The organism is Microcoleus sp. Z1_B2, assembly GCF_036700325.1.
GTDB lineage: Bacteria > Cyanobacteriota > Cyanobacteriia > Cyanobacteriales > Microcoleaceae > Microcoleus.
The window spans coordinates 84,416-107,829 of the sequence record NZ_JAUBOQ010000008.1 but is presented as its reverse complement, the minus strand read 5'-3'; the positions used below and the strand labels follow the sequence as shown (position 1 = coordinate 107,829).

Annotated in this window: 17 protein-coding genes; 5 read left to right on the top strand and 12 right to left on the bottom strand. The window is 46.2% G+C overall.

Going from position 1 to position 23,414, the window contains the following annotated elements; all coding sequences use genetic code 11:
- Nucleotides 1–50 precede the first annotated feature (50 nt).
- The 5 genes from QT984_RS06750 to metK form a co-directional block, all read right to left on the bottom strand.
- The gene (locus QT984_RS06750) at nucleotides 51–1,847 is read right to left on the bottom strand and encodes a HAMP domain-containing sensor histidine kinase (protein WP_333373592.1); all 1,797 of its coding nucleotides are present in this window, start codon (nucleotides 1,845–1,847) and stop codon (nucleotides 51–53) included.
- 396 nt (nucleotides 1,848–2,243) lie between these two features.
- Nucleotides 2,244–2,501: a hypothetical protein gene (locus QT984_RS06745; protein ID WP_333261019.1), complete on the bottom strand. Its 258-nt coding sequence runs from the start codon at nucleotides 2,499–2,501 to the stop codon at nucleotides 2,244–2,246.
- A gap of 232 nt (nucleotides 2,502–2,733) precedes the next feature.
- Entirely contained in the window at nucleotides 2,734–4,650 is a 1,917-nt protein-coding gene (locus QT984_RS06740) for a HEAT repeat domain-containing protein (protein ID WP_333373590.1), read from the bottom strand.
- Between the two features lie 431 nt (nucleotides 4,651–5,081).
- A complete protein-coding gene (locus QT984_RS06735) occupies nucleotides 5,082–6,257 on the bottom strand; it encodes a family 10 glycosylhydrolase (protein ID WP_333054653.1) in 1,176 nt (391 codons plus the stop codon).
- Between the two features lie 204 nt (nucleotides 6,258–6,461).
- Nucleotides 6,462–7,724, bottom strand: a complete 1,263-nt coding sequence (gene metK, locus QT984_RS06730) for a methionine adenosyltransferase (RefSeq protein WP_333054652.1) — start codon at nucleotides 7,722–7,724, stop codon at nucleotides 6,462–6,464.
- A 313-nt stretch (nucleotides 7,725–8,037) separates the two neighbouring features.
- Here metK and QT984_RS06725 point away from each other — a divergent pair, with 313 nt between their 5' ends.
- Entirely contained in the window at nucleotides 8,038–9,762 is a 1,725-nt protein-coding gene (locus QT984_RS06725; RefSeq protein WP_333054651.1) for an AAA-like domain-containing protein, read from the top strand.
- A 92-nt stretch (nucleotides 9,763–9,854) separates the two neighbouring features.
- Here QT984_RS06725 and QT984_RS06720 read toward each other — a convergent pair whose 3' ends face one another.
- Entirely contained in the window at nucleotides 9,855–10,202 is a 348-nt protein-coding gene (locus tag QT984_RS06720; protein WP_333054648.1) for a rhodanese-like domain-containing protein, read from the bottom strand.
- Nucleotides 10,203–10,304: 102 nt separating this feature from the next.
- Nucleotides 10,305–10,934, bottom strand: coding sequence for a hypothetical protein (locus QT984_RS06715; RefSeq protein WP_333054647.1), 630 nt, complete (start codon nucleotides 10,932–10,934; stop codon nucleotides 10,305–10,307).
- Nucleotides 10,935–11,131: 197 nt separating this feature from the next.
- Between QT984_RS06715 and rpsD the strand changes: the two genes are divergently transcribed.
- Complete coding sequence (rpsD, locus tag QT984_RS06710; RefSeq protein WP_172190738.1) at nucleotides 11,132–11,740, top strand: 30S ribosomal protein S4; 609 nt, start codon at nucleotides 11,132–11,134, stop codon at nucleotides 11,738–11,740.
- 378 nt (nucleotides 11,741–12,118) lie between these two features.
- Here the strand turns inward: rpsD and QT984_RS06705 are convergent, their stop codons facing one another.
- From QT984_RS06705 to QT984_RS06685, 5 genes are all read right to left on the bottom strand, one after another.
- Nucleotides 12,119–13,321 (bottom strand): catalase, encoded by a 1,203-nt coding sequence (locus tag QT984_RS06705; RefSeq protein WP_333373586.1) that lies wholly within the window; start codon nucleotides 13,319–13,321, stop codon nucleotides 12,119–12,121.
- Between the two features lie 199 nt (nucleotides 13,322–13,520).
- Entirely contained in the window at nucleotides 13,521–15,167 is a 1,647-nt protein-coding gene (locus QT984_RS06700) for a peroxidase family protein (RefSeq protein WP_333373583.1), read from the bottom strand.
- A gap of 70 nt (nucleotides 15,168–15,237) precedes the next feature.
- A complete protein-coding gene (locus QT984_RS06695) occupies nucleotides 15,238–16,260 on the bottom strand; it encodes a DUF2235 domain-containing protein (protein ID WP_333373579.1) in 1,023 nt (340 codons plus the stop codon).
- A gap of 630 nt (nucleotides 16,261–16,890) precedes the next feature.
- A complete protein-coding gene (locus QT984_RS06690; protein WP_333373631.1) occupies nucleotides 16,891–18,333 on the bottom strand; it encodes an MFS transporter in 1,443 nt (480 codons plus the stop codon).
- Between the two features lie 270 nt (nucleotides 18,334–18,603).
- Nucleotides 18,604–18,903 (bottom strand): hypothetical protein, encoded by a 300-nt coding sequence (locus QT984_RS06685; protein WP_333054641.1) that lies wholly within the window; start codon nucleotides 18,901–18,903, stop codon nucleotides 18,604–18,606.
- Nucleotides 18,904–19,070: 167 nt separating this feature from the next.
- On the opposite strand from QT984_RS06685, the gene cbiD reads away from it, so the two are divergent.
- From cbiD to QT984_RS06670, 3 genes are all read left to right on the top strand, one after another.
- Nucleotides 19,071–20,192 carry a cobalt-precorrin-5B (C(1))-methyltransferase CbiD gene (gene cbiD, locus QT984_RS06680; protein WP_333054640.1) on the top strand — a complete coding sequence of 374 codons (1,122 nt, stop codon included), beginning with the start codon at nucleotides 19,071–19,073 and terminating at the stop codon, nucleotides 20,190–20,192.
- 332 nt (nucleotides 20,193–20,524) lie between these two features.
- Entirely contained in the window at nucleotides 20,525–22,138 is a 1,614-nt protein-coding gene (gene guaA, locus QT984_RS06675) for a glutamine-hydrolyzing GMP synthase (protein ID WP_445242999.1), read from the top strand.
- A 512-nt stretch (nucleotides 22,139–22,650) separates the two neighbouring features.
- A complete protein-coding gene (locus QT984_RS06670) occupies nucleotides 22,651–22,866 on the top strand; it encodes a hypothetical protein (protein WP_333054638.1) in 216 nt (71 codons plus the stop codon).
- Nucleotides 22,867–23,414: the final 548 nt, after the last annotated feature.

Sequence of the window (23,414 nt, the reverse complement as noted above, 5' to 3'; positions counted from 1 at the left end):
AAATTTTCGCCCCTCTGCTTACCCCCTACATCTCTCGCCCCAAAATCACATCACCCGTTTCCTGCTGGTATCCGCACAGTGAAAATAGACCCTTTTCCCTCTTCGCTTTCTACCAAAATTTCCCCGCCCATCATCTGACAGTAGTAGCGGCTAAGTGTCAGCCCCAATCCGGCGCCGTCGTAAGGTCGCGCTGCTGAAGAGTCAGCTTGCACAAAAGCTTCAAACAATTTGTGCTGTTGTTCTTCCGACATTCCAATTCCGGTATCTTTAACCGATAAACAAATCCAATCGGTGTCTTGAACATTCGGCAGGGGACAAGCGATCGCCCCAGAAGGAATTTCATCGGCAGCCATTGAATCGTCAATCGCCTCACGCCCTGCTGCATTCAATTTTCCACTTCCTGCAATGCGCTTCACAGTCACTTTCACCCTACCGTTTTTGGTGAACTTCGCAGCATTACTAAGCAGATGTATCAAAACCTGGCGCACTTTTTTGAAATCTGCGTGCATTATGCCCACAGTTCGATCGCACTCAATCTCCAAAACATTGCCATTTTTCTCTACCAACGGTTTCGCGGCACTCGCAACATTATCAACCAGGGATTCGATGTCAAACTCCTGGATTTCGAGTTTCATACTCCCCGCTTCAATTTTTGACAAATCAAGGATATCGTTAATCAAAGATAGCAGATGCGCGCCTGCTTTTTCAATCTTCTGCAAGTCGGGTACAAACTCATCAAATCCCGCATCCTGGGCATCTTCTGAAAGTAGTTGACTGTAGCCAATAATCGCATTTAAAGGCGTCCGCAATTCGTGGCTCATATTTGCTAAAAACTGGCTTTTAGCAGTGTTAGCTGCGACGGCGACTTCTTTAGCTTGTTCTAATTCTTTTGTATGTCCCGAAACCCGCTCGATTAGGTGATTGAGAGAGGCCGCCAGAGAGCCGATTTCGCCTTGTCCGGTGACGGGTGCTCGCAAGTCAAAATTTGACTCAGCGGCTACTTGTTGGGCCACCTGAGTAACGCTGATCATAGGTTGAGCGATCGCCCGACTCGTCCGGTAAGCCACCATTCCAGCCACCACAACCGACAGCAGCATACTAAAAATAATTATGGCTTTTTCCATGCCTTGGGCGTCTTCCATCACTTCACCGCCTTGGCCCTCTTGCTGCTGGGCAATATCGAGGATTTTGCTCAATTCCTCAAGGCTGCTGTTGAGCTGTTTTACACCTTCTCCGCTTTCGATTGCGAGCAATTTTCTGACCGACTCTATCTCCCCAGGCGATAGTTGCGATTGCTGGATTTTCTGCAAAGTTGACTTGAGAGTATCGGCGTAGGATTCTAAATTTTTAGTGCAATCTTGCACTAAAAACTTGAGAACTTCCGGCTTTGCTGCCAGCCAAGCGGGTTGGCTGTCGGCAAAATTTTCTATACGCAACCGCAGATTTTTTGCCTTAACAATACTCTTAACCAACTGTTCTTCTTGCTGTTTTAGCTTGACCGAATTATCTACAAAAGAATCTAGCTGTGAACCCTGCAATTGAGCCGCCAGCGCTGCATCTTTAAAATTGCCTAGCAATTGCGCTTGTAGGTGAGCATCGTTGAATTGCTTTAATCCTTGTCCTTGGTAGTAATCGGCAATCACCAGTCCGCTCAGCGAACCCAAAAATCCGATTCCTATTGCCAGCAAATACCCGTACCCAATTTTTTTATGGATAGGCAAACTGCCAATTTTAGATGGCAAACTTTGGCTGACTTTTAAGGATAATTTATCCACAAATTCCTGGTTGAATTTTGTTTTGCTGACTGTTTCGACAGAAGCCGCTTCTCCCGAAATAAAAACTGGCATCTGTTTACCTAAATTGGTATTATTTTGGTTAACCTTTCGCGTTTTCACGTTTTTATTCGACGGGTTAAATGGTTCTAAGTCTGAATTCAATTCCCCCTGGTTTTCACAAACTGCAACCGATAAACTTGCTTCGTGTCCTGTTTTTTTTAGCAAGTTAATTTTTGACATATGCAACCCCTGTCTTCTGTTAAAATTTACCACGCTCTTAAATTCTCCAAACGGAAAAGCTTGTCTATTTTCTAGTAGACATCTGCGAAAAAGTATCTAAAACTCTTGTCGAGTCCGAGGATAAACTTAAATTCGGTTGATGTCTGATAGATAATTAGGCTGTTGATGGCTGTTGCCAAATTACTTTTTCGACTTGTAAAAGTCTGCAGCAGGCAAAATAGATAAAAATTAATCCCGGCAGTGAATTATCCCCGCGTGGAATGTTACAGGCAGAAAATTGTTTCTGACCTGTTTTGCCTGTGATTCGCCCAAAGCTGATATTGTCTGTTGACAATGCACCCGATTCCTCAGCTTTGGAGTTTTGCTGCCAGCAATGCGACGATTGCTTGACGGTTTTTGTTGAGCATCCGACGACTTTTTAGCACAGAATGTCACAAATGCAGCAGCCGATCGAACTTTTGCACCCTGGCGATCGACTTTTGGCATCGTTGCCCCGCAAAGACAAGTCTGAGGTGAAGTGCCGTTAGTTGAGTATAACTGTAGCCCTTGCGAAAAGAAACCCGGTTGCTGCGAGTCAATCGATTGCGCGATTTTAGATTTTAGATTTTAGAATTGAAGCCTTGACCCGACGGATAAATACGTTCGGCAAGTTTCATCGGATACAGGTTTTTTATTTCTGGACGGATGAATCGGAGGTTTGTATCCTGAATGCTTTCTGTCAATTTTTGGCGATTGCGAGTTCTGCTGTTACGGTAGTCAATTCGATCGCCAGTGCTAGCTTACCGTCTCTACCCAAAGCTTCATCGGCCAAGTGTACCATCCAGCGGTTCGGCTTGGCTTGGGGTCTGGCGGCGAGCACCAACGCCCAAGCTTCCCGTTCTTTGCCGCGGCCCAACAGCGCAGCACAAACAATCAAAGCTGCGGCAGTTGAACGGCTGATCCCACTTTGGCAGCAGATCAGCAAACTGCCTCCCGGCGACGACATTTTGAGGGCGAAGTCAATAATTTTCAGTACATCCTCAAGGGTAGGCAAGATTTGATCGGGGTCGTCAACGGGGGTGTCGAGGTCGTTAAACTCCAGGCACATTCGGTTCGGGATTCGATCGAAAGTTTTGGGTTCGGCTACACCCGGACTGCCGATCGAGATCAGGTATTTAATCTCGCGCCCCGCAGCGCGATCGACAATGTATTCGCTGGCTTCTGCTTGCGAAGCAATCAGGATTTTTGGCAGTTTTTCACCCGACAAATCCGGGGAAACAGAGGGATCAAAATCAACTGTTTCTGCCTCAGTGCTGACATCCGCCAAGTATTGGGCAGCCCGGGCACGAACGTCAGCAAATTCGCGATTTAAAGCTGTTTCCAGAGCAACAATAGCAGCCGTGGAGCCAATGTGACCGAGGGATTTAACAGCCTTTTGGCGCACTCCAGAATTTTCGTCCCCCAGCAGCCGCACCAAACCTGCCACAGCTTCCTCTGTCCCAATTTCCCCCAAAGCAGCAGCAACTCTCCACCGCACATAAGATTCGCTGTCGCCAATTGCGCTCGCCAGTCCCGCGACCACCATTTTTGGCAATTTCGCATCTCCCTCTGTATTGATGTTCCCAAGGGCAACCGCCGCCCTGCCGCGCACGAAAATATCTCGATCCCAGAGCGACCCGATTACGGCCACCATAGCCACCTCGCTGCTGATTTCTCCCAAGGCAGAAACTGCACTGCCCCGCACGTCTGAGTCGTCATGGTTGAGGGCTTGCACCAGTCCCGCCACAGCCGTTTCCGTGCCGATTTGTCCCAAGGCCTCGGCGGCCCTCAAAGAAACTGCATAGGAGTCGGGATCATCGTGAAGCAATTCTACTAAGCCGGGTACTGCTTCAGAATCGCCGATTTTCCCCAAAGCCGCCGCCGCCCTAGCGCGGACGATGTGATTTTCGTCTCTGAGGGCATTCAGCAGGCCGGGAACTACCTCAGAGACGCCGATTTTCCCGCAGTTGACTGCTGCCCGCCAGCGCACTTCGGAGTCTGGGTGTTTGAGGGCTTTCAGCAGCGCGGGGACGGCTATTTTCGGGTTAATTTTGCCCAAGGCCCAAACAGCCCAGGCGCGCACCCCGGAGTCTGGGTGTTTGATGGCTTTGAGCAGTGCTACGGCGGCTGGTTTCGAGTCAATTTCTCCTAAAGCCCAAGCGGCCCAAGCTTGGATTTGGGAATCTTTGGATGCGAGCGATCGGGCTAATTCAATTACTGCTGCTTCGGAGCCGATTTTCCCGATCGCTCGAATCCCATCCAGGCGCACTGCACTTTCTTTGTGGTTCAATGCGGCCACCAGCATCGGAATTGCCATATCCGAACTTGTTAGGGCCAGCAGTTGAATTTTGAGCAGCGGCGAAGTGGGGATTTTTTCGATTAATTTTATGGTGGCTATTTGAAATTCTGGCTTTACCGTTCCTGCTAGCTTCGAGCCGAGTTTTAAATTTACTTTTAGAGCTAATTTTACTGCCCGCAAAGCCAGACTTTGCTGTTCTACTTGCGGCAATATAGTCGCCAAGGTGTGCATCCCTTGTTTTTGTTTCAAATATTTTTGATGGAATTGAGCATCGCTGAGTTCGGGTAGCTGTTGGATGAGGCTTGCTGCTGAGGTCACTGATTTATCCTAATATTTTGGCGAGCGGTTGAGATTGCTCTTTTAAACTGTCTTTAAAAAATATGGCGTCTACAAAACGCTACTTCTAAAAAAAAGCTTGCACCCACTTCTAAAATATGTCTTATTCCACTATTTTTGCAACTCCCCAATTATTAATTATCGGGTTTGTTTGGGCGATCGGCTTGACAATGAGTTGCGCTTGCTGCTTGGCATCGCTGGGTTTTGAGATAGCCTAACTCTGCTATATCATTTTATAGCAGGTTGGTTTGAAATAGCGATCGGCGCGGTGGACAATCAAGCATCCAGGATACAAGCCCCCGGATTCATCCGTGGGGTCAATACTTCAATTCTCAAATCTCAAATCTCAAATCTCAAATCTCAAATCGATTGACTGCAGCCAACCGGAAACAGCTTGATTGCGGGACAATCTCTCAACGAGCATAGGGCCCTTTTTTCAAAACCTTAGCCAAAGCGTTATCGTTATCTCGCAAACCTTCGTAAAAAAACATCACTTCTCCTTGAATCCCGCAAGAGCGGTTGTAAGCAATTACTTGCAACAACAGCTCGGGAGTTATGCTATATTTACTGCCTCGATTCGTCAACAAAATACCGGGTGACACGCACTTTACTTGCTGCCCGCTAAGCTGTCCCGACATCATTTTATCGACCAATTGTTTGTAAGCATTAAAATCGCGACGATAAAACTGCGGGTGAAGCAGATCCACCAAATTTTTGTCAACCCAAGCTTTAGAATCTTGCAAATATTCCACCAGTCCCCAATCATAAGGACTCGGCGACATCGATAGCAACAAATCAGGATTAATCGCTTTCACTTCTCGGTGTAAACGAGCCACAAACTCAGTAATAATATTAGCGCGCCACTGCAGCCAATGTTGCTCTTTACAATCCGACGGCGCTGCTTTACCGCACTCTTCTAGATAGCGTTTAACCGTTTTTTCGTCGTAACCACCTTCTACCGGAAACGCAATGCGATCGTCTCCTTGAACGCCGTTTACCGGATAATTCTTAGCAACTTCCAGCATCAACCCCAGCACAAAGTCTTGCACTTCCGCGTCAAGAGAATTCATCCAGTCAAAGTTATTTTTTTTAAGTAAATTGCCGCTGGCATCACGGGCAATCCACTCAGGTTTTTTCGCCAGCAAATGACCGCCATTGCGATTGTAAGAACTCACAAATCCGTATTCAAAACAAGGAATTACTTTTAAGCCAACTCTCTTTGCCTCAACACATATTTCTGCTAAGGGGTCGCGACCTTGATAGCGCGAGTCAATTTCCACCCCAAAGTTTTCTCGCATTATCTGAGAAGGATAAGCCGTATAACCCTGGTTCCAAATTATAGGAAAAACGGTATTAAATCCCGTATCGGCGAGAAAGTCCATTGCCTCAGCAATTCGCTCTTTTGATGTGAGAACTTTGCAGTCAGTGGTGGGTATCCAAACGCCGCGAATTCCACCATGATTGTTAGTCGCAAATGAACTTGGCAGCGTTGCTGGATTTGGTGCAGAAAATCCAGTCGTCGCCAACCGCTGTTGGAATGAAGAGACCAAACTGCGAATTGCAGATTGGAAAGGTGTGAAAAATCGCATTTATTTATTCTTTTTTTTTTGTAAGGTGCGGAGTACGCACGCTACGTTATTAATTTGTAGCACCCGATATTATTTATGGATAAGATGCGCCGAAGCACCGCCTATATTATTTTTGAATAAGGTGCGGAGTACGCACCCTATATTGATTGGTAGCACCCGATATTATTTATGGATAAGGTGCGCTGCGCGCACCCCAACATTGTACTATCCAGCGACAGCAGATAACTGCTGGCTCAAAGCTTCTTTCAAAAGTTCGGCCTTATCAGTTTGTTCCCAAGGCAAATCTAAGTCAGTGCGCCCGAAGTGACCGTAAGCCGCCACATCTTGATAGAAACGGCCGCCTCTTTCAGCAGGCAAATTCTGCAAGTTAAATGCCTGAATGATTCCCGCAGGACGCAGTTCAAAATGCTGCTTCACAACTTCTAAAAGGCGATCGTCATCAACTTTCCCAGTGCCAAAAGTTTCGATCATCATGCTAACAGGCCGCGCAACGCCGATCGCATAACTCAACTGCACTTCGCACTTTTGGGCCAAACCAGCCGCTACGATATTTTTAGCAACGTAGCGACAAGCATAAGCCGCGCTGCGGTCTACCTTGGTGGGGTCTTTCCCAGAAAAAGCGCCGCCGCCGTGGCGGGAATAGCCGCCGTAGGTATCCACAATAATTTTGCGGCCCGTCAAACCCGAATCTCCTTGAGGCCCGCCGACGACAAATTTGCCGGTGGGGTTGACAAGGAAGCGAGTTTCTGCATCCGGCTGCACGCTAATATCGGCAAACACAGGTTGGACGACTGCAGTCCAAAGGTCTTCTTTGATCTTGGCTTGAACTGCGGCCGTTTCTGTGATGTCGCCGATCGTTTCGGTGTGCTGGGTAGAAATTAAAATCGTATCTATGCCAACGGGTTTGCCGTCCTCATAGACTACTGTAACTTGGCTTTTGCCGTCGGGACGCAGGTAAGATAACTGACCGGTTTTGCGGACTGCTGCCAGTTGACGGCAAATCCGGTGGGCTAAACTAATCGGCAGAGGCATCAATTCCGGCGTTTCGTTGCAAGCAAAGCCGAACATCAAGCCTTGGTCGCCGGCTCCAATGGCGTCTAATTCCTCTTCACTCGATTGTTCCCGGCTTTCGTGGGCTGTATTCACCCCTTGAGCAATATCGGGAGACTGAGAATCAAGAGCTACCAACACTGAACAACTATTGGCAGAAAACCCGTTGTCAGCGTGGATGTAGCCAATATCGGCTATTTTTTTCCGGGCTAATTCTATGTAATTTACCTGAGCTTTAGTGGTAATTTCGCCCGTCAGCAGCATTAAGCCAGTGTTGACGACAACTTCTGCTGCGACGCGGCTTTTGGGGTCTTCGGTCAGTAAGGCATCTAAAATCGTATCGGAAATTTGATCGCAGATTTTATCGGGATGCCCTTCAGTGACCGATTCAGAGGTAAACAGGTAGCGGCGTGACAATGATTATTTCTCCTTAGATAGGGGCTCTTCCTGCGCGACCTCGACGACCAACGAGTTATTTTTCAGGTAAAGGCCAAGAAAGATCGCGTCTGGGCTACCGTCGAATTTTTGTCGGTCTGCAGAGCCGTGTTGAAGCAGGGTTTGAGATTGGGTAAAGTGACACTACTATAGCAAAGTGAGTTCCGGGAAGTCCCTAAAAACTTAGATTTTTTAGGATTGTCGATCGATCTTGGACACCGCTCGTCTCCCCCCTAACCTGACAAAGGTTGATGCACAGTAAGATACAGTCAGGGTATCGCCTTGCGGAACGACTATGGCAGGACTCCAAAAATTACCAAACTTGATCCAAACAGTTGCAGACCTAGAATTTCCCGGCGGCCCCATACCGCTTGACTCTCGATTTTATATCGATCGCTCAGGGGCCGAAGCCCTGGCCTGTGCAGAAATTAGCAAACCCGGTGGCCTTGTTCGCATTAAAGCTCCCAAAAAAATGGGCAAAAGTTCGCTGATGCTGCGGATAGTTCACGCGACAGTCGATCGTGGATACCGCACAGTAACTGTAGACTTTCAGCAAGCTGACGCAGCGGTTTTTGCTAGTTTAGATAAATTTTTACGCTGGCTTTGTGTCAATGTCGCTCGGCAACTCAAACTCGAACCAAATATTGATGAATTCTGGGATGAAGATATGGGCAGCAAGGTCAGCTGCACAATTTACTTTGAAAACTATTTGCTCGAACTAATTGACAGTCCTATTGTCTTGGTGATTAACGAAATAAATCGCATATTTGAACGGACTAACATTGCTCAAGATTTTCTTTCGATTATCCGTTTTTGGTATGAACAAGCTCGCGCTAGCACAATTTGGCAAAAACTCCGCATTGTTGTCATTCATTCGACCGAGATTTATATTGCTTTGAGGCTTAATCAATCTCCATTTAATGTAGGAATGCCGATTAAACTCTCAGAATTTACTGCTGAACAAGTTCAAGATTTGGCGTGCAGACACGGACTGAACTGGAGCAATAGCGCTCCGATCGAGCAATTAATGAACATGGTAGGCGGGCATCCTTATTTAGTGCATTTAGCGCTGTATCACCTGGCAATTTTGCAACAAAATCGCCTCTTTGTCGATCGGGATGAACCAGGGAATGAACTGGGGCTAGCCGAGTTGGCAGAATTGTTAACAGCAGCTCCTACTCACAGCGGAATTTATAGCGACTACTTGCAAAATCAGTCGATCGCCATTCAACAGCAGCCCGAACTCGCCTCCGCATTCCAACAGGTTGTCGATGCTAAAAATAGCGTTCACCTCGAACCTTTGATGGCTTATCAGTTAGACAGCATGGGACTTGTCAAATTAGAGGGAAATAACTGTAGTTTGTCTTGCGAATTATATCGCCTGTATTTTCAAGGGCAAAATTTGTGCGAGGACAAGTTATCGGTGGTTCGTTTTGAGGAGTTGCAGCAAGAAAATCTAAGGCTGCAAGCTTTGGTGAATGTGGACGAACTTACTCAAATTGGCAACAGACGGTATTTTGATAGTTGCTTGCGAACCGAATGGAAACACATGGCTCGCGAGGGGTCTCCGATATCTTTAATTTTGTGCGATCTCGATTATTTCAAAATATATAATGATACCTACGGACATCAAGCAGGAGATGATTGTTTGCGATTGGTAGCTCAGACAATTCGCCGATCGCTCCAGCGTCCTGCTGATGTAGCTGCTCGCTACGGGGGCGAGGAATTTGCTGTGATTTTACCGGAAACTGATGCGTCGGCGGCTCTGGTTGTTGCCGAACAAATTAGAGCAAAAGTGAAAGCTTTGAATATTCTTTTTAACCCGCAGAGTCTTGACGGTCTACCTAATTCTGTGGTAACGATTAGTTTGGGAATTGCCAGCGTTGTTCCCAGCGAGGAAAATGATGCGATAACCCTGCTACTGGCGGCTGATGAAGCTCTTTATGACTCGAAAAGGCAGGGGCGCGATCGGCTCACTATGAGTACGCTTTTCAATTTTCGATTTGCTGGTGTTAATTAGCTCATTCCGGGGAAATATTATTCGTTTCTACACATACAAAGTCCGCCCGCGCGGACTCTGAAGAAAAGGATAGTTAAGAACTGGATTTGATGTTAATAGCGGGGGACGGTTCGATCGACTACCATTGAATAAGCATCGATACCGCCAACGATATTTTTAACGTTGGTAAATCCTCGATCGGTCAACCACTGGCACATTTGAGCCGATCGCACTCCGTGATGGCACAGAACTAGGGTTTCTGTATCGCGATCGAGTCTAGCGTCAATTTCACCAGACCATTCGGCAAACTCGCTCAGCGGAAAAGCTACAAATCCCGGCAGCGCGGCGAGTTCAATTTCGTAAGGTTCCCGCACGTCTACAAGCTGCAATTTCTCAGCATTGGTTTCTGCTAATTGGCGAGCTAATTCTTCGACTGTAATTTGAGCAAAAATTTCTGACATTTGATTAGGAAAATGTAGGCATCAGTCAATCGATTTTAGATTTTAGATTTTAGATTTTAGATTGTTAACAGTCAACAGTCAACAGTCAACTGTTAACAGTGATTAATTGAGGGGCGAAGGCGTTGGAATTAGCTCCACAGGAGGGGTAGGTGCAGGGCGTCCGTCCAACTGGCTCACGCTGTCCCTGGGGTCAAGACAAGTGGCGATTAACCTGTCAGTGGGAAATTCGAGCCTGCCGCTCAAACCGACTACGCATTCAGAAAACTGTTGTGGCAATAAACTGCGGCGGCATCCATCGAGCACTACCAGGGGATCGGCAGGTTGAGTTCGACTTTTGCTGTTAATATTCACTACGCAAGTAGCCAATTCTTGGGGACGCCTCACCCGCCGACAGCTAGAGAGCGCTTCGACACCAGAAATCTTGGTTTTGCGGTTGATTTGGAGGGCGCATTTAGATATGTCGCGGGGGCGGAGGGCGTCAGCACAAGCGGCGGCGGCGGCCTCTGCTGCCACTCCGGCTTCGATTAGTTCCAAGGCGCAGACGCGATAGGGATTCCTAGAGCGAGGAATTCTAATAGTGATGGCTGAGGCTGGCGATATGGGCAGGGCTGTTGCCAACAAACCAAGTGCTGCTAGCTGCGTGCCGAGAGCTAATATCCAGCGCCCGGTAGGGTTTGAGCCGGTCGGTGCTGGCTTTGGGGAAGAAGTGCGGGAGAAATTGCGGTTGTGCATGGCAGATCGAGTAGTGAGTTTTTTTGGCTGATTTGGGCGATCGAGCGATCGGCTTTTCCTTCAGAATTTACCGCACATTATGGATCGCCCTCCGGTCGATCGTTTTTTTATCGATCTTTATTTGAATTTTGACCGTTACCAACATATAATATAGAGTCTGCATAAATATTGCATACAGATATTAGAGAGGAAAATAAATGTCTCGATATCGAGGCCCCCGATTGAGAATCGTCCGTCGCCTGAAAGAGTTGCCCGGTCTAACCCGCAAAACCCCCAGACGAGATTATCCGCCTGGACAGCACGGTCAAAACCGCAAAAAGCTCTCTGAGTATGCGGTTCGCTTGCAAGAAAAGCAAAAACTCCGTTTCAATTACGGTGTGACGGAACGCCAATTGCTCCGTTACGTCCGCAAAGCCCGCCGTGTCACGGGCTCCACAGGTCAAGTGTTACTGCAATTTTTGGAAATGCGCTTGGACAATACTGTGTTTCGGATGGGAATGGCTCCAACCATTCCGTCCGCTAGACAATTGGTAAATCACGGTCACATAACTGTCAATGACCGTGAAGTCAATATCGCCAGCTATCAGTGCAAGCCTGGTGATGTGGTTGCTGTGAAAAATAGAGAGCGCTCTCGCACAATGGTAGAAGCTAATCTCAAAGACCCAGGCTTGGCTCACTTGCCGAATCACTTGGAATTTGATAAGCAAAAACTGGTTGGCAAAGTTAATGGCGTTATCGAACGCGAGTGGATTGCTCTACAAATTAACGAACTGCTAGTGGTGGAATACTACTCACGGCAAGCTTAATTTATTAGTCATCAGTCGTTGGTCATTAGTCATCAGTTGGTTGCTAGCAGAATAATTAATAATTGGGTACGAACCCAGTTATTGATTAATTGCTACTGAATAATGAGGACTAAGGACTGAGGACTAAGAATTCATCATTTTTAACACTCCCACCCCCTAAAAAGGGATGGGATTTTTTGAAGGTTTCGCTTGTTAACTTCTTTTATATCGTTTCCGGTTGCATCGGAATGATTTAACCGCAGAGGGCGCAGAGAACGCAGAGGGAGAGAATACAGAGATGAATACAGGACGATGCTACCGGATTTGATATTAGTTGCCATTTGCTCAGACGACACCTGCCTGATGGCTTAAATGATTTCCCAGCCCCAAATTACTCCCTTAAAAAGTTTCTTCTCCTGTGGGTTCTTGGTGGACAAGACCTCGCTTTTGAAGGCGATAATTCGCTACAACGGGGTAAACAACACCGCGTATCCGATTGATCGCACCTACTGGACGATGAACTGCTAAGCCGTTCCAGGGAGAATATCTCAGGTTTTCGTTGAAATCAGATTGTTTTTCATAATCAATAATCTGATGCTTGACGGTGAGACGACCTACTCTCAAGAAGGGTGATTCTTTTTCCTTCCAGACATTGATGCCATCGTCGATCGGCATTTTTAGGCTGGTTTGGAACTGAATGCCAAAATCCCAACAGTATTGAGCGTCAGGTTTCGCCAAGGCTTGAATGAGATCGTCCCGGTAATAATTGTCTGGCTTATTGGGATCTAAACCCAAGGCTTTAGCGCGATCGACAAAAGGAATTTTAGGAATTCCCGGTCGAGATTGTTCTGGAATTATCTCGTGCGGTGGTTTGCATGAAACCGGAGTAAACCCATACTTAATTACAGCAGGATATTCGACAGGAACTAGACCCGGCTTAGAGGGATCGAAATCGGGATTGAGACCCAAAGCAGATGGTGAACCGCTCCAATATTTTGCTGTTAGCAAACTCTTCGGAGTCCGGCTACCCGTAAGCGTTGACACAGCTAAAAAGTGTCTGGGATGTCGAATTAGCCACTTTTTCAATGTCTCTGGTGATTCAACAAGAGCAGAAAAAAAGCCGTAGTAATCTTTGATGGTTTGGCTCACAAATATCTCTGAATTGTGAACAATGATGTCCTGGGTTTTTGACTCGTGGCTTTGTGCCAGTCGTTCCCCTTCCACCCCGATGACTTTCAGTGAGATTGAGCGCGAATCTTTTTGGTAATCAGGGTATACTTTTGTAGCCCCGTTAGCAAATCGCAACCAAACAGGATATTGTTTGGGTTTTGCTAGCAAACCTTGCTTAAGGGAAATCGCATTCAGTTGCGAAGAACTTAACGAAGCGCGTTTGCCCAATTCCCGTTTAATCTCTTCCTCATCAAAGTCAAAAATTTCCAGAGTTCCTTTAACGCAAGCATGAGTTTTGGCGTGAGTATCTCGCAGCGCCCGATCCTTATCCCCGTAAAGATTATCCATCCGAAGCTTGGCCTGCTCAACCAAAAGATCGTAATATTTGCGTTCGTCTTGTTCGGGATATTCGGTAAATAACTTCTTGTTCATAACATAACCTTTGGTTAATCGCTAAAAAAGGCTCTACACAAACCGTTGCATCTGTGAAACAGTATAAATGCTGGTGCAATTGCTTCCGAATTGCCGTAGCTTATCGCTTGCGAAAATATCGCCTTTTTCTTCCTCATTTTTGAGGGCGCAGGTGTCTTTGCGCCCCCTACTACCTTGAGTCTTAGTTGTCAGCTACAACTTAAAGCTCGAAGGAGACTTTGTACTTGGGATCGCTTGGAGGAACATTACGATTCACTAAATCAGAGACTGTTTTGGTATTTTGGATAATTTCCCAACCAACCTCAGAAAAAGTTTCCTTATTGAAGACTGTAGGCGATAACAAAGGATTAGTTAAAGCTTGGGAGAAAGCATCAATGCCAATTATCCGTGCTACTAAAGGCGGAATTGCTGAATTTTCCCGCACATCTTCAGCGTACAATCCGACAAATAGTTCAATCTTATCAACATGACCGTACAACTCTTTTAATTTCTGTTGAGCGTATTCGTCACCCGTAATTTGATTGAAATCAGTCACCCTGGGATAACCACACATTTCGCGGTAATCGTTATAACTGGCTAACTGCGCCTGCCGTCCGAGTTTAACAGATGCTAGTTCGGTAGCATCAATAAATGTATAAGGTGTTCCTGCGATCTTAAAATCAGGTGTGTTAAACAAACCAATTCTAGTGCCTGGTTGGGAACAAGTTTCTTCCATCAATGCACCCAACCCTTTATCGATTAACATCTGATTATTCCAGAGGGAATCGTACATGGATTTTTCTTTCCCGTCATAGGTAAAGGTTTCAGGAACCGCACTATGCCAGCGATAGACAAAACTAAACTCAATCGCCATCCAATTTTCTCGATACCAACTTTCCTTGGTAAAAGCTTCAGGATCGGCAAAGAACCTAAAATTATAGGGCGTAATGTGGAAAATGTACTCTTCCATAATGATATTGAGAACAATCACCATGAGAATATTTCTCGCGGTTTGGAAGAGCCTCTCATCGTCCCATTCCGGATAGCTTTTGGACAAAACAGCACAAATTCGATTATGCTCCCTGATACATAAAGTGTTGAGCATGACATAGCCAACTTGGACGTTTGCCCGTTCAACTCCCATTGCAAATAGCTTGCCTTTCTTTTCGGGAGGTTGTCTTTTCTCATCATTAAGGGGTGCATGAAGACCTTCAAATTGAGGATCGATAATACCCTGCTCAGGATCGGCATAATAAAAGAGTGGATATTCTTCTTCTACGCCATCTTTGCGCTTGAGTTTTTGGGTTTTAAATTTACCGTCTTTGAAAGCTCTGAGCATATTTGTTTGTTTGCGGGTCAACCCGTAAACATTACACATATCAATCTGATGGTTGGAGGTATTTTTGAAGCGGTTTTGCTGATCGATCCGCAGAAAACTATCTGTAAACCACTGCACCCAATAGGGAAAGAGCAGAGTCGATTTGTCTGAATAAATGGTTTTTCCATCTCTTTTTTGAAATAAGGTCTTTAATTTACCCAGTGGTGGTAAATTCCCTTCTTTGTTAAATTCGGGGTCGGGAGGTAAATGTCGCCCAGTATAAGTCTTGTCTGTAAGTGAATCCCAAGAGATGTAGGTATCAGTTTTTTTTGGAATATCTGTCCCTGGAATTTTGGGATCTAAGCCCATTAAGCTATAGGGAAGCGGGCGAGTCGGAAGTTTGTAAATGATGCTATTGAGAAAAAATTTGTTTAGTTTACGTTTCAGAGGCTCGTAACTTTGAACTAAGTTCCAAATTGGTTTGAAATGAGTCAACGTATATGCTAAAGCTTTGTTGCTAAATCCATCTCTAGATGTATCTCTTTTCATGATTGCTTTTCCTTTGTTGTAGATGAGATAGTCTTATTAGGTTCCGTTCTGAGAGCTTGATAAATTTTTATCATTTTTCTATATTATCAATTATTTTGGAGAGAATTTTTTGCAGATTCTTAGGTCGATAGTCTTGGCGTTTTTTTAATCGATTGATCGTGCTTTCGTGAAGATCCTCAATAGCATCGCCCACCTCGCGGAACTTGATTCCTGCCAATTTGAAGAACCCAGGATTGTTTTTAAAATCAATCTCATAATTGGGATTGATACCTGTGGGAATGGCACTTGGATCGAATTCAAGCCCCAATCCCAGGTTACGGGTTGAATCGATCATCCATTGTAAGGCGGCATCTGATAAACCGCTGTATTCTTCCGATCCACCGCCGACGCAGATATGCGAGCCGGGAAACCAAACTTGAATAACCCGCTGGTTCTCAATATCAGGATTTTTTTTCATAGGCGTAACATCAAAGATTTCGCGAACTTCGTCGATCGCAACGGCGTGCAACGCATTTTGAATTAACTTATTTAAAGTGGTGTCGTGGAATCTGTACCTTTTCTTGAGCTGTTCGTCATACTTCTTGAAGGCGGGTAGAGTAGGAATACCAAGGGCTCCAACGGTGTCGAAACAACCAAGCAAGGTAATCGGGACGCGATCGCCGTAATCTTCGCGGTAATTGGCTGCTACCCGATCCTTTGGTTTAATGTCTCGTTTACGGTAAAGCTCGTAAGCTTCTGATGCCCTGGTAATATGAGGGCGGGATAGGAGACCGGAGCAATAAATCATCCCGGTTAGACTCCTGACTGTGTAAGCACCGCGACTGAACCCGAATAGATATATTTCGTCACCCTTCTCATAGTTGAGAGAAAGAAAACGATAGGCATCTTGTATATTTTTATCGATTCCCAGTCCAGTGGCTCCGCCCAAAATCTTGTTACTATCCGCTCCAACTCCTTCGTCATAAAACACGATTTGCGGAACCCCGTCACTGGCGGTCGATTTCACTGCCTGGGCAAGTTTAATCACATTACTTGGGTAACTACTATTGAGTTGTTGCCAAGTGCCATCACAGCAAACGATTAGACGTTTCATTTTTACTTGTCTCTCTTTGAATCGGAAATTTGAGAGCGATCTGTCATTGGTCATCGGTTACAAGAGAATTGCCAATTCCCCTTTTTGTATGGCGTCAGGCGATCGCTGCTAGTTTTTGGATCGAAATTGTTATGTGGGTGGGCAATCTTTAGTTATTTCGATTGTCAGGATAGTAGTCTCAAACCACCACCTAGTTGAGTTTATTGTATTAAAATGTGAATAATATTTATATTTCTTAATACAAAAAGGGCTGAGCGTGAGATCGTAGGTTTGGTTCTGAGAAAATGCTCGATTATCCTAAAACGTAAAAAATTCAGAGCGTGAAATCGTAGGTTTGCTTCAGGGAAAATGCTCGATTATCGTAACATAAGTAGTGATACGACGCCCTAGCTAACGAACCTTTAAACACATTTACGGTCTGCACAGTGAGTTTTTAGAACAGCTATATATTATCGATTTGTCGGTTGGCTGCAAGATAATAGTGAGATATTTGCCGCACATCAGATTTAGGCGATGTTTTAGGTTAATTTTTGTCTCAGTCACTCTCAGGTTTTCTGCGATCTGCTTGAAGTTTTTAACAATCTGTGGGTTTTTCTGGTTTCTCGATCGGTAAATTTGTGCGAAAATTTCCTAGCCCCGATTAAATTTAAAACGTCCCAAAGTGGGGACGATCGACCGCAGCGACTGGCTACGAGGTTCTCGCACCAAAATCAAAGGCAGCAAGCCTACCAGCCTCACAGCAGCCGAGAGGGCAAACAGTGAGCCCAAACTCATACCAGGAAGTTGGGCAAGAAAGCCGCCGGCGGTAGTTCCCAAAGCCCCAGCTAATCCCGAAACAGCAGCGCCGATCGCAAAATAAGTCGAAGGTTGCTCGATCGACGCGAGCTCCATTTGAATATTGTTAGTACACAGCCCGATCGCCCCTAAAGTCGTTCCCCCCAACAAGTGCAGCAGCGGCAGCCACACCCAGAGGGCAAACGGGTAATTGCCCGTACCCAACCACAGCAAAGGGGTTACAGCCACCACCAGCCCAACCGCAATTAGCAGCGGACGATTCCCCCAGCGATCGGCCAACTTACCCCAAAACATCAGCAGCAGTAGATTTGCGCCGGAACTTAAGCTGGTGTAAATCGTTACAAAACTCACATCCAAGCTTAAATCTTTCAGCAAGTAGATATTAAAAAAAGGCGCGCTGAGATTAACTGCAAATGTCCATAGGCTGAAGTAAAGAATAAACATTAAAAAATTAGAATCTTTCAGCACAGAAGGCACAAAATCTGTTATTTGCTTTTCTTTTTTCTTTGTAAGTCGATCGTTCAGTGCATTTTTTTTGTATACCTGGGGATTCACATCAACCATGAAGGATTGACACCCCAAACTAATCATTCCCGCCAAAACACCCACCAATAAAACAATACCGTAGCCCAAAATTGGGCCGCCGTCCCAAGTTGACACTCCCAATCCCATCAACGGCACTCCCAGCAAAGTGATGAGGCTGACAGCACTGTTGCGAAAGCCAAAATAGCGTCCCCGCAAGCGCTGAGGAACCACAGCAGCCATCCAACTGAACCAGCTAGAATTGGCAAAAGCTGCCAGCACGCTAGCTGCTACGACTGTTACCAGTGTCCATTGCAGCAGTTGGCGGGGATCTTGGTGCTGGGAACCCCAAACAATTGCCACCGCCAGCACCAGCCACAGCAGCCGCGAAACGCTGAATACAAATAGGTTGTACGAGCGGCGGGTGGTTGTCCGATCTGCGATGTAGGCTCCTAATGGTTGCAGGAGATTTACCACCATCGGAATAGCAAAGAATATACCTATTTCCACGCTACTCGCGCCGAGTTGCAGCAAGAAGTTGCTCAGCAGCACGCCGGTGGTCGCCGACTCGAAGATAGTGGCAAAAACGCCGTCTAGAGTTGAGGCTTTCAGGGTCGATCGAACGTCTTTTTTGGAAAATTTGAGAGCTATTTTTGGAGAGAGAACGAGCTGAAATATTTTCGGGTCTACTATTTCTACTATTTCTGCAGTCTGAAGAGATAGAGGTTCATTTAACTCTGCAACTGGTTCAACCATAGTCAATCGATTTTAGATTTTAGGTTTTAGATTGTAGATTGGATAATTGAAGTAACAGGGTTAGATAAAACCAGCCCCACCTTCAAGAGGCTAACTCGAAAGTAGGACTGGCACGTCCGGGTAATTCAGATCAATATAAATGACTTGCGATCGCTGGGACATCAACCGCTTGGGAGATATAAATCTGCTAATTGTAAAAAAGTAGGTTTTAGGGCTTAACAAGGAAGCGATCGCAGCATTTCGCCTGCCAACAATTGCTCGAATTCCGCCTCAAACAAGTCGCCCCAAGGGCCAAAACAAATTTCGCCCGATCCTCGACTCGGCTCTGACACATTTACGGCTAGGTAAATCTATAGAATGAAAGACGATCGACTTGCCGAGTATAGCTGCTAACGATTTGTACCTAATTCCTGGAATCCGTTTGTTCAGCCCCAGCGCTCGCGATCGAGATTCCGGGTTTTTTGTGAAAATCGCCCGCACCGGCCCGTAAGCCTTCGGAGTGGGTTGTTGGCGATCCTCTACGTTGGCGTAGCCCCCGTAGGGGCGGGCTCCGCTAACGCACCTCAACAAAAGTGTGGCTGCGATCAGCAACTGGGAGAACCAAATGATTACTTGACAAAAATTACCCTAACTGCTGATAATAACAAACCCTAAAATTAAGCTTAAATGTTTGAGGGGTATCACTGCTACGGCGTGATGTCGATCGCCAGCAAATTTATGTATTTCTGCATTTGATCGTGACCAAAACTCAACCTTTATCGGGGTATACACTGCCAGTATTTGCCTGTGCGGCCGCACTTGCAGCTTTGCGGTGCTTACGCGCAGGTATCCAGTCTGTTGATAGCGTATCAGTAAATTTACTGGAACCGCAAATAACGGCAGAAATTCCGATCGAACAGGCGTCTGTACTCAAAACTGATACCGCTTTAGGAGTGACTCGCTCAGATCCGGGCGACAATCTCGATCTGACTCGAAATACCCCCGTTTGGGCAATGGTGGAATTGGGGAATTGGGAAGAGGGAGAGCAGATTGTGATTCTCGGCGGTGAAGGTATAGGGCGTCACACAGTCGGTGGAGGGGCGGCGATCTATGATTACGCAATGCGACTGTTGCGATCGAATCTGAGCCGAGAACTCGCAGGGGGAGAAAAAATTACTGTCACCCTGATTCTGCCGTCTGGGCGGCAACTAGCCACCCGCACTTCTAACGAAGCTTTCGGCGTGGTAGAAGGACTTTCGCTGCTGGGTACAACGGGCATTTCTCAACCGCTGAGCGCCCCTGGACAGTTGGAAGTTTACCGCGAACAACTGCAACAAAAAGCCGAACTGTTTGACTGTTTGGTTTTCTGCATCGGCGAAAACGGCTTGGATTTGGCGCGACAACTGGGGATTAATCGTGAGAGGTTAGTCAAAACCGCTAACTGGCTCGGCCCGCTGCTGGTAGAAGCCGGATATCAGGGCGTGCAGTCAATTTTGCTGTTTGGCTATCACGGGAAACTGATGAAATTGGCGGCGGGAATTTTTCACACTCACCACCACCTCGCTGACGGGCGCAGGGAAATTCTCACAGCTTACTGTGCTAAGGCTGGAATGCCGGCTGATGCGTGTTCCGCAATTTTTGCCGCAGCGACAGCCGAAGAGGCTCTCGGGCAACTGCGGGCTTTAGACGCCGAGTTTGGGAGCAATTGGGTCGATCTAATTTACGGCGACATCGCCCGACAAATAGACTTGCGGTCATCGGATTGCATTTTTACTCACACTAACTTGCACATCCCCGTGGGCTCGGTGATGTTCGGGCGCGATCGCAAAATTATTGTTAAAAGTGACATAGGAGATACATTTTTGACCCAAATTTGTTAATGTAGTGTGAATATCCCTGAATTCTGTTTAAAACATCGGTCAGGGATAATATTTAACAAGTAATAATTCTCTGTCCCTAAACCTTAATTATACTAGGTTGCTTCGGGAAGCTATTTCTGAAGCAAGAATTCAATTAATTAGGGTAAGGATCGAAGTAAATCTATGGCCCTGTACCCGATTAATCGACTAACATCGCTGACGGCAATCTAGTATCAATAAGATTTATTCCTAGCGACCAATGGTTCCTAGTCTTCCTTAGAATTGTACTGAGAGCGCGACAGATACGTCCGCTACTTTCTGCCCAATTAGCACTTAGCAATTACGCAATAACCGTGACTACTAAAATAGAAACTGAGTCCGTTCTCACAAACTCTTTAATGCAGCAGATCGATCGCCAGATCATCGTGATTCTCGACTTCGGTTCGCAATATTCCGAACTGATTGCTCGTCGAATTCGCGAAACTCAAGTATATTCAGAAGTAATTTCTTACCGCACTACGGCAGAACAGTTAAAAGCTATCAATCCTAAAGGAATTATTCTTTCAGGAGGCCCAAGTTCTGTATACGATGAAAAAGCACCCCACTGCGACCCAGAAATTTGGAATTTGGGAATACCGGTGTTGGGAGTGTGTTACGGGATGCAGTTGATGGTAAAGCAGCTCGGAGGCACGGTTGAACGGGCTAAGTTAGCCGAATATGGCAAGGCATCGCTATTTATTGACGATCCTACAGATTTGCTGACAAATGTCGAAGAAGGCAGCACGATGTGGATGAGCCACGGAGACTCGTGTACTCAACTGCCACCGGGTTTTGAAATCCTCGCTCACACAGACAATACTCCGTGTGCTGCTGTGGCTAACCACGAGAAAAATTTGTACGGGGTTCAGTTTCACCCCGAAGTAGTTCACTCGATCGGGGGAATAGCTTTAATTCGCAATTTTGTTTACCACATTTGCGAGTGCGAACCGACTTGGACGACTGCTACTTTTGTGGAGGAATCGATTCGCGAAATTCGCGCGCAAGTGGGAGATAAACGAGTTTTGCTGGCTCTATCGGGCGGTGTAGATTCTTCTACTTTGGCTTTCTTGCTGCATAAGGCGATCGGCGACCAACTTACCTGTATGTTTATCGATCAAGGGTTTATGCGGAAGTATGAACCAGAACGGTTGGTAAAATTATTTAAAGAGCAATTCCACATTGACGTTGAGTATGTCAATGCTCGCGAACGGTTTTTAGCTCAACTTGAAGGGATTACCGATCCTGAAGTAAAACGCAAGCGGATCGGTCACGAATTTATCAACGTATTTGAAGAAGAATCGAAGCGTCTGGGCCCCTTTGACTACCTCGCACAAGGTACTCTTTATCCTGATGTGATTGAGTCGGCTGACACGAATGCAGACCCCAAAAGTGGCGAGCGAGTTGCTGTTAAAATTAAAAGCCACCACAACGTCGGCGGTTTGCCGAAAAATTTGCGATTTAAGCTGATTGAACCGCTGCGAAAACTGTTTAAGGATGAGGTGCGAAAAGTCGGCCGGTCGATCGGGCTTCCCGAAGAAATAGTGAACCGACAACCTTTCCCCGGCCCGGGATTGGCGATTCGGATTATCGGAGAAGTTACCTCCGAGAGACTAAATATTTTGCGGGATGCTGACTTCATTGTTCGCCAAGAAATTAACCGGCACGGATTGTACGGTGAACTTTGGCAAGCTTTTGCAGTTTTGCTACCGATTCGCAGTGTAGGCGTGATGGGCGATCAGCGCACTTATGCTTATCCGATCGTCTTGCGATTTATTAAGAGTGAAGACGGGATGACGGCTGATTGGGCGCGGGTTCCTTACGATTTGTTGGAACTGATCTCGAATCGGATTGTGAATGAGGTTAAGGGGGTGAACCGAGTGGTTTACGATATTACTTCTAAGCCACCGGGAACGATCGAGTGGGAGTGATTTCTAGTTAGCGATTAAGTAGGCGGACTAATTTTTTTGTCTGTCTACTTATTTTGATTTTGGATAAAAAGTCAACAGTCGTTACTTGTTGACAAGTGATTGAAGAAGAGGTAGTTCTTCCTATGAAGGTCTGAAACATTTGCACAGCAAGAGGTTCAGACTCGTGAAAAACGAAAATTATCACTGTGACACTTGAAGGGCCGAAGGTTGGTTCTAACTGACATCTTGCACCATTCTCGATAAGCATTTTAGGAACAGGCTTTTCGGCCTGTTCCACAAGAAAATTCACTCTTTGTGGAACAGGCCGAAAAGCCTGTTCTTGAGAAGGGTGCAAGATGTGGGTTCTAATTGTTCCACCGCTGCATTAGTTTCAATGTTGTGACTTCGATCACTGGTAACACGGACTTGGTTCACCGAAGATTTTCAGTATTATCACGGAAAAAAACCAGCACCATCACTTGCTCTTAGGAGAAACCACGAGATGATTAAGGTGTCGAGTTCAAAACAATCCCATGTATCCAGTTAATCTTCTCCCCGGCGCTATCAACGAATTAATTGCCACTGTCACCGATACTCACCGCGTTACCAAGGCTGACCGCTACGGCATGATGGCCGCCATCCTCGATGAGTCTATCAGTGAAGAAGAACGTGGCTCACTCGATCGTCTGATTCGCTCCCTAGTCAAAGGTAGGATTCAAGTCAGTGATGAACTCTCCATCGTCTCGTAAGCAGAAAGCTCGTTGAGAACTCGACACTCTACAAGAGCTTTCGATTGGGAAAGTTTAGACCAGTCACTGATATTGCGATCGTCCTTTACAAGGATAGCTTTTTGTATCATGCACTTTTGACATAGACGATTAGCGTTGGGAACTTCATAAACATTATGACGGATACCATCCAGCATCTCATCACAAATTTGGGTAGAAACCCCGTCCTTTTAGGACGGCTTTATATTAGAATGTAATTGGTCAACGACCCACCCGAGACGATGGATCAAACAGCCTATACGAGCGAAGTTCAGCCCGAGGTGCTGGCGGCGAAGCAAAATCGGTAGACCGGGAAAAGAGGATAGGGCAATGGAAGTCTAACCCTAGAATCAAAACAGGAGAAGAATTCCGTTTGGTATTCGACACGTAAAAACCGCTTTCTCTTGCGGGGTTAGTCTGTGGAGCGAACATAAGACCAAAACTCTTTGAGGGTGGAGGCAGTTGCGAAGAAGCAGAAACTTAAGTCGCGAGGCTTAAGAATCACCGTACCTTCAGGTCAGTGAGTATGT